Below are 6,736 nucleotides of genomic sequence, written 5' to 3'. Positions count from 1 at the left end.
TGCTTTTAAAAGCTCTTGTACGAATGGAATGATTCCACCGATAAATTTTAAAACTGCCATTGCGATTGCCATGTGATTTCCTCCTCTAATCTGCACATCAATTCATCTTTGCTATACAGATTATTTGTATAAATAATTGCTGAATAATGAACTTACATTACTGCTTTTAAAAGTTCTGCTACTAATGGAAGTAATCCACCTAAGAATGATAAAATTGCCATTGCGATTGCCATATGATTTCCTCCTCTTTCTTGTTGTTAAGATGTGGTTCATCTTTATACTCTTATTATAGTAAGCGCTTACATTTTTATCAATACATTTTAATATGCAATATTACATATTAAAATGCGTTTTAAATTCTCTTCCTTTTTCATGTATTTATAGATTAAGTGATACAGGGAAACATTGATACGTCTGCAAAACAGTTCGAAAAGGTATATTTTTTCGAACACGTTTGTTCCTTATGGGGGTGTGTCACATTGCTATCAAGCTAGTATTTTGAAGTGTCTCCAAAACGAAAATTTTATTATTCTACAGTTATTTATGAGAATTTAGCTCATTTTTTTCATTTTAGGGAACAAAGAATTTCTTAACTTGATGGCGATGGGGTAAAGGTTCATATACTTAATATGGGGTTAGTTGAGGATACGCCAACAGGTAGGCTGGTATTTAACGTAATGAGCGCATTTGCTGAATTTGAAAGAGACATAATAGTAGAACGTACACAAGAAGGCAAAGTAATTGCAAAGTTGCGTGAAGACTTTAGAGAAGGCAGACCTAAGAAATTTAACAAAAAACAAATTGGACACGCATCAGCCTTATTGGGAAATCGTTCCTACAAACAGGTTGAGGAGATAACAGGAACTAGCAAGAGCACATTGATTCGAGCAAAGAGGAAAGCATAGATCAGCATGGATAGAAACGAATGATATACGTTGTATATTGAAATTATTAACAATGAACGTTTTAATAGATTGCTTTACAATATTTTGATATTATAAAGAAATAGTTAATATATGTAAAAAGCAATTAACTTGAATACTATTTTTGAAGGGGGATATTGTAATTTGAAGCGCACCGCAGAATTTATAACTGGCTTAATCGGAGGAATCTTGGGAATCTTATTTTCTGTTCTTATTGTATTTGGTCTTGTTTCCCGTGTTACTTCCTCTCATTATGGAGAAAGTATTTCTTATGCTGATTCTGGAGAAAAATTTGTTATCATCACTTTTAGCATGGCCTTAATCATTCAAATAGGACTATTAGTATTAACTTGTTTTGTAAATAAAGTAAATCATATAGCTTATGGTACTTGTATGATTGTATTCAGTATAATATCGTTATTATTCTCGTTCTTTTTTATATTATTGATTCCAGTGATTTTACAAATCATTTCAGGTGCATTAGTATTTCGAACTTTACAACAGAAATCTAATGAGAACAAATCCTTTCAAATACACGGATAATCTTTTTGTAGGGGGGCACCATATATAAAATTATTGAAGTTCAACTTTTACTTCTTCTTTAGACATGAAATTATGTCTATAAATTATTAGAAACATTGTGACTTTATTCCAAACTCACAATGAGCATAAGATATTTTATATTTGGGCAAAAACCCCCCATATGCAATATTGCATATAAGAATGTGTTGATAAAAATGTAAGCGCTTACTATAATAAGAGCATAAAGATAAATCACATCGTAGCAACAACAATAGGAGAGGAAATCATATGACAATCGCAATGACAATTTTAAAATTTTTAGGTGGAGCACTTCCATTCGTTCAAGAACTTTTAAAAGCGTTTATGTAAGTTCACTATTTAGCAATTATTTATAAATAATTGTCATACCTTAATACGAAAAAGGAAGAAGTTGATTTTTTTGAAAATTAAGAAAAATACTAAGGGAATAAAATTACTAGCATGTTTATCAATTGGCTTATGCACTTTTAATTATTCTGCTATTTCCTTCGCTGAAACACCTAAGAGTAATTCAGCTGATCAGACAAAAAAAGCTATTGACATTGATAGTGGTATTGGAAATCTAAAGTATAATAATCAAGAGGTTTTAGCAATAAATGGTGATAAAGTAGAGAGTTTTGTTCCGAAAGAAAATATAAATTCAAAGGGTAAATTTGTAGTAGTTGAACGTGAGAAAAAATCACTTACAACTTCACCAGTGGATATTTCGATTATTGATTCTGTGGCTAATCGTACTTATCCAGGAGCAGTACAACTTGCAAATAAAGCTTTTGCAGACAATCAACCTGATTTATTAGTGGCTAAGAGAAAACCTTTGAATATTAGTATAGACTTACCTGGTATGAAAAAAGAAAATACAATTACTGTCCAAAATCCTACATATGGTAATGTGTCTGGAGCAGTAGATGAGTTAGTATCGACTTGGAATGAAAAGTATTCAGCGACACATACGTTACCTGCAAGAATGCAGTATACGGAATCTATGGTGTATAGTAAATCTCAAATAGCAAGTGCTCTTAATGTTAATGCTAAATATCTTGACAATGCACTGAATATTGATTTTAAAGCAGTTGCAGATGGCGAGAAAAAAGTGATGGTTGCGGCGTATAAGCAAATCTTCTATACAGTAAGTGCAGAACTGCCTAACAATCCATCAGATCTTTTTGATAATAGTGTTACGTTTGACGAGTTAAATCGTAAAGGGGTAAGCAATGAGGCTCCGCCTGTTATGGTGTCAAATGTAGCTTATGGTAGAACAGTTTATGTGAAATTAGAAACATCATCTAAGAGCAAAGATGTACAAGCTGCTTTTAAAGCCTTAATTAAGGGGCAAGGTGTTGAAGCAAGTGGGCAGTACAAAGATATTTTTGAAGACAGTACCTTTACTGCTGTAGTATTAGGCGGAGATGCAAAAGAGCATAACAAGGTTGTTACAAAAGATTTTAATGAAATCCGAAATGTACTTAAAGATAATGCAGAATTAAGTTCTAAAAATCCTGCATACCCAATTTCATATACAAGCTCTTTCTTAAAAGATAACGCAACTGCTGCTGTTCATAATAATACAGATTATATCGAGACTACAACTACAGAATATTCTAGTGCGAAAATGACGCTTGATCATACTGGTGGATATGTTGCTCAATTTGATGTATCTTGGGATGAATTCTCATATGATAAAAATGGAAATGAAGTACTATCCCATAAAACTTGGGAAGGAAATGGAAAAGACAGAACTGCTCATTTCAATACAGTAATCCCATTACCACCGAACGCGAAAAATGTAAAAGTCCTAGCAAGAGAATGTACAGGTCTTGCATGGGAATGGTGGAGAACAATTATTAATGAACAAAATGTTCCATTAACAAATGAAATAAAAGTTTCAATTGGAGGAACAACATTATACCCAAGTGCTAATATTAATCATTAATTAAAAGTGGAAGCGCCCTGTAAACAGGGCGCTTTTTCAAATATATCATACTCCTCTAATTGGCCTCACCATACATGTCCATCAACTTAAGATGTTCAAATACCCCAAAAACGAAAAGTTTGTACATTTTCACCTCAAGATGTTAAATTTCTTGTTTTGAGGTATTTGCTTTTCTTAGCTTGATGGTGATGAGGTTGCGTCAGGAAACTACGGATTTACAACGTTAAGAAAATACAGCGCATAAAAAACCTAATTTCACGCTACAATAACGAGAAATTAGGTTTTCATTATTTCATAAAAGCTTAGGTTACTTCTTATAAAATTACCAACTTATTTATAGAATATAGATCTCCCAATTCGCTAAGTCTTTGAACTAGAAGGTTTTCTGTATCATTACTTAATGACAATTGTTCAGATGAAAATGGTGCTAATTGTAAATTCTCTCCAACCATAACTGAATACATTGCACGCTGAAACATTGTAATGTCATTCGCATCATTACCGAATGCTATATAGTCACCTTCTTTTACACCCAATTGTTGCAACCCACTCCACTTATCTATTCCGTTTGGACTGACATCCAAAACTCCCTCATTTCCATGTGAGTGAACAACAACATCCATCTTGCTAAGCTGTTCTTTGACTTCTTCCATATTATCTGAAGTAAGCATTAAAATTTTCACTATTGACTGTAATTTATCCAATTTAACATTTTTAGCATGGTTTTGTGGATCAAGATTATTCAAAATAGGATGTGTAGCTGGCCCTGTATAGGCATAATCCCAATCACCATCTATCAAATAAGAAACATGATAAGTTCTTAGTAATTGAACGATATTTGCGAGCGTTTCTTCATCAAAACTGACTGTTGATATGATTTTCCCTTTTCGTGCAATCATTGAGCCATTGCCACCAATCATTGGATATTGATGAAAACGCTTATGTAAGACGGGGAGTAAATCGCGGACTGGTCTAGCTGAAGCAAAAATGACTTCATTGCCTTGTGCTACTAATTTTTCTAATGCTATTAATAACTTTTCTGAAACAGGCTGACCTTTAAAGCAAATTGTTCCATCTAAATCAAATACGAATTTCATTCTATTCCACTCCCTCATCTTTTATTGTTCTTATCATATCAGTTTATCTTATAATGAAAAGGACATATGTCCCAAAAGGAGTTTTTTAGATGAATTATATTCAAGACCTGAAGCTAATTGAAACAAAATTACGAGAAAATGGTATTGAGGAGATGTTTGACCGGTCAAAGCGAATCCCATTTTCATTGCAGCAATATGAACCAAATGAAATCATTCTTTTTGAAGGAATTGAATTGGAATCACTGTTGTTTTTAGTAGAAGGAAAAATAAAAATAACGTCAAGTATTGAAACTGGAAAATCACTTTTACTACGATTTGTTAAACCTTTTTCCATTATTGGTGATATTGAATTAATTCGTAACGTTCCCGTCCAATCACAAGTGAGAGCAGTTAATGAATGCTTATTGATTGGACTACATTTTGATTATATTAAAGAACATGAAATGGATAATCCTAGGTTTTTGCATACACTTTTGGAACATGTAAGCTATAAGCTTCAAACTTGTACAACAGCTTCTCGTGTAAATTTATTAGCATCTGTGGAAAACAAATTTGCGAGTTACCTAATGTCCACGTTATCACCTGAACTTGATAATAACTTTGGAGTAGAGATAAAGACTTCCAATATTAAAGAAATTGCAGACTTACTTGGCACGACATATCGCCATCTAAATAGAGTAATTCATTCTCTTTCCCAAAAGAAAATTATTGAAAGAGACAAAAATTCTATTCGAATATTAAATTGGACCCGTTTAGAAGAAATGGCCAATGGAATCCGATATAAGTAAAAAGTTGATTGACAATAAAGTTATTTAAAAATATGCCTGTTCTGTAATTTCACAATCGTGCCATTTTGTTACATAACAGCTTAAAAGAAAAGTGGATATCTTTTTTACATTTTAGAAGGGAATGTTAAGACTTCTACTTAAAGAGGCAAAACGTTTCAAGAAGTATTCTGATGGCAATGTGTTAGAATAGTTATTAGGAATGAATCTAGCTGATTCAAAAAGGTGCAGTAATGAAAAAAGAAAATAGTTTGAAACGGAGGAATTATATGAGTATAACCAAAAAGCACAAGCCCAATAAACTAAAAATCGTTTTACGAGTATTAATGGTTATTATTGGGGCATTTATAACAGCATATGGATTAGAATCGGTATTAATCCCAAACAACGTTTCAGATGGTGGTGTGACGGGTTTAAGTATCGTTAGTTCAGAACTACTTGGATTGCCATTAGGACTTCTAATTGCAGTTATTAACATCCCTTTTGTTTGGTTAGGATATAAGCAAATTGGTAGGAATTTTGCCATTTATTCGATTATCGGTATTGCTTCATTAGCAATCGGTACTGTTCTTATGCACCAAATCCCAACTATTATTCACGGTGATACATTGTTAGTTACCGTTGTTGGGGGGATTATCATCGGTTTTGGTATGGGGTTAGCATTGCGTAATGGCGGCGCATTAGATGGAATTGATATGTTAGCCGTATTACTTTCTCGAAAATTACCTTTCGGGACAAGTGACCTCATCTTATTTTTAAACATGTTTGTCTTTATTTTTGTCTCAACAGTATTTGGTCTTGAAGGGGCTATTCTTTCAGCAATTGCTTACTTTATTGCTTCTAAAGTAATTCACATCGTTGAAGTAGGTTTAAGTGGTTCTAAAACATTTAAAATTATCACAAAGGAACCTGAATTAATGGTAGAAACAATTCGAGATCGTTTAGGTAGAAGTGCAACGTATAACGAAGTTTACGGCGGATATTCAAATGAACAATTTAAAGAAATCACTTGTGTCATTAACCGTTTAGAAGAAAGTAAAATGAAAGAAATCATTCATGAAATTGATGGAAATGCCTTTGTTACGGTATATGACGTAGCAGAAGTAAAGGGCGGTAACTTCAAAAAACATGATATTCATTAGTTATAACCTAGAAAATTTTAATATAGTTTCACAAAAAATCACCTTTTTAATTTGACTAAAAGGTGATTTTTATAATTGAAAAACTGTATTGTTTTTTATATAAAAGGGCTTTGCTCATACAAATGATCTGCACATCAATTCATCTTTGGTATACAGATCATTTGTATGATGATTTTTATAAATAATTGCGGAATAATAAACTTACATAAATGCTTTTAAAAGCTCTTGTACGAATGGAAGTAATCCACCGATAAATTTTAAAACTGCCATTGCGATTGCCATATGATTTCCTCCTCTA

Annotated in this window: 5 protein-coding genes and 1 pseudogene; 5 read left to right on the top strand and 1 reads right to left on the bottom strand. The window is 32.6% G+C overall.

What is annotated here, in order from left to right:
• Positions 1-605: 605 nt before the first annotated feature.
• The 3 genes and pseudogenes from MR076_RS25585 to MR076_RS25575 all read left to right on the top strand — a co-directional run.
• Positions 606-905: pseudogene (locus tag MR076_RS25585) on the top strand (recombinase family protein); the annotation flags it as partial.
• A 162-nt stretch (positions 906-1,067) separates the two neighbouring features.
• Positions 1,068-1,466, top strand: a complete 399-nt coding sequence (locus tag MR076_RS25580) for a DUF4064 domain-containing protein (RefSeq protein WP_242225377.1) — start codon at positions 1,068-1,070, stop codon at positions 1,464-1,466.
• 409 nt (positions 1,467-1,875) lie between these two features.
• Positions 1,876-3,414, top strand: coding sequence for a thiol-activated cytolysin family protein (locus MR076_RS25575; protein ID WP_242225376.1), 1,539 nt, complete (start codon positions 1,876-1,878; stop codon positions 3,412-3,414).
• A gap of 314 nt (positions 3,415-3,728) precedes the next feature.
• Here the strand turns inward: MR076_RS25575 and MR076_RS25570 are convergent, their stop codons facing one another.
• Positions 3,729-4,511 (bottom strand): HAD-IIB family hydrolase, encoded by a 783-nt coding sequence (locus MR076_RS25570; protein WP_242225375.1) that lies wholly within the window; start codon positions 4,509-4,511, stop codon positions 3,729-3,731.
• A gap of 89 nt (positions 4,512-4,600) precedes the next feature.
• Here MR076_RS25570 and MR076_RS25565 point away from each other — a divergent pair, with 89 nt between their 5' ends.
• The gene (locus MR076_RS25565; protein WP_242225374.1) at positions 4,601-5,299 is read left to right on the top strand and encodes a Crp/Fnr family transcriptional regulator; all 699 of its coding nucleotides are present in this window, start codon (positions 4,601-4,603) and stop codon (positions 5,297-5,299) included.
• 266 nt (positions 5,300-5,565) lie between these two features.
• On the top strand, positions 5,566-6,438 hold the full coding sequence (locus tag MR076_RS25560; protein ID WP_242225373.1) for a YitT family protein: 873 nt from the start codon (positions 5,566-5,568) through the stop codon (positions 6,436-6,438).
• Positions 6,439-6,736 lie beyond the last annotated feature (298 nt).

Source organism: Bacillus cereus group sp. BfR-BA-01380 (genome assembly GCF_022663535.1).
GTDB classification, from domain to species: domain Bacteria; phylum Bacillota; class Bacilli; order Bacillales; family Bacillaceae_G; genus Bacillus_A; species Bacillus_A cereus_BB.
This window is presented reverse-complemented; position numbering and strand designations above follow the sequence as displayed.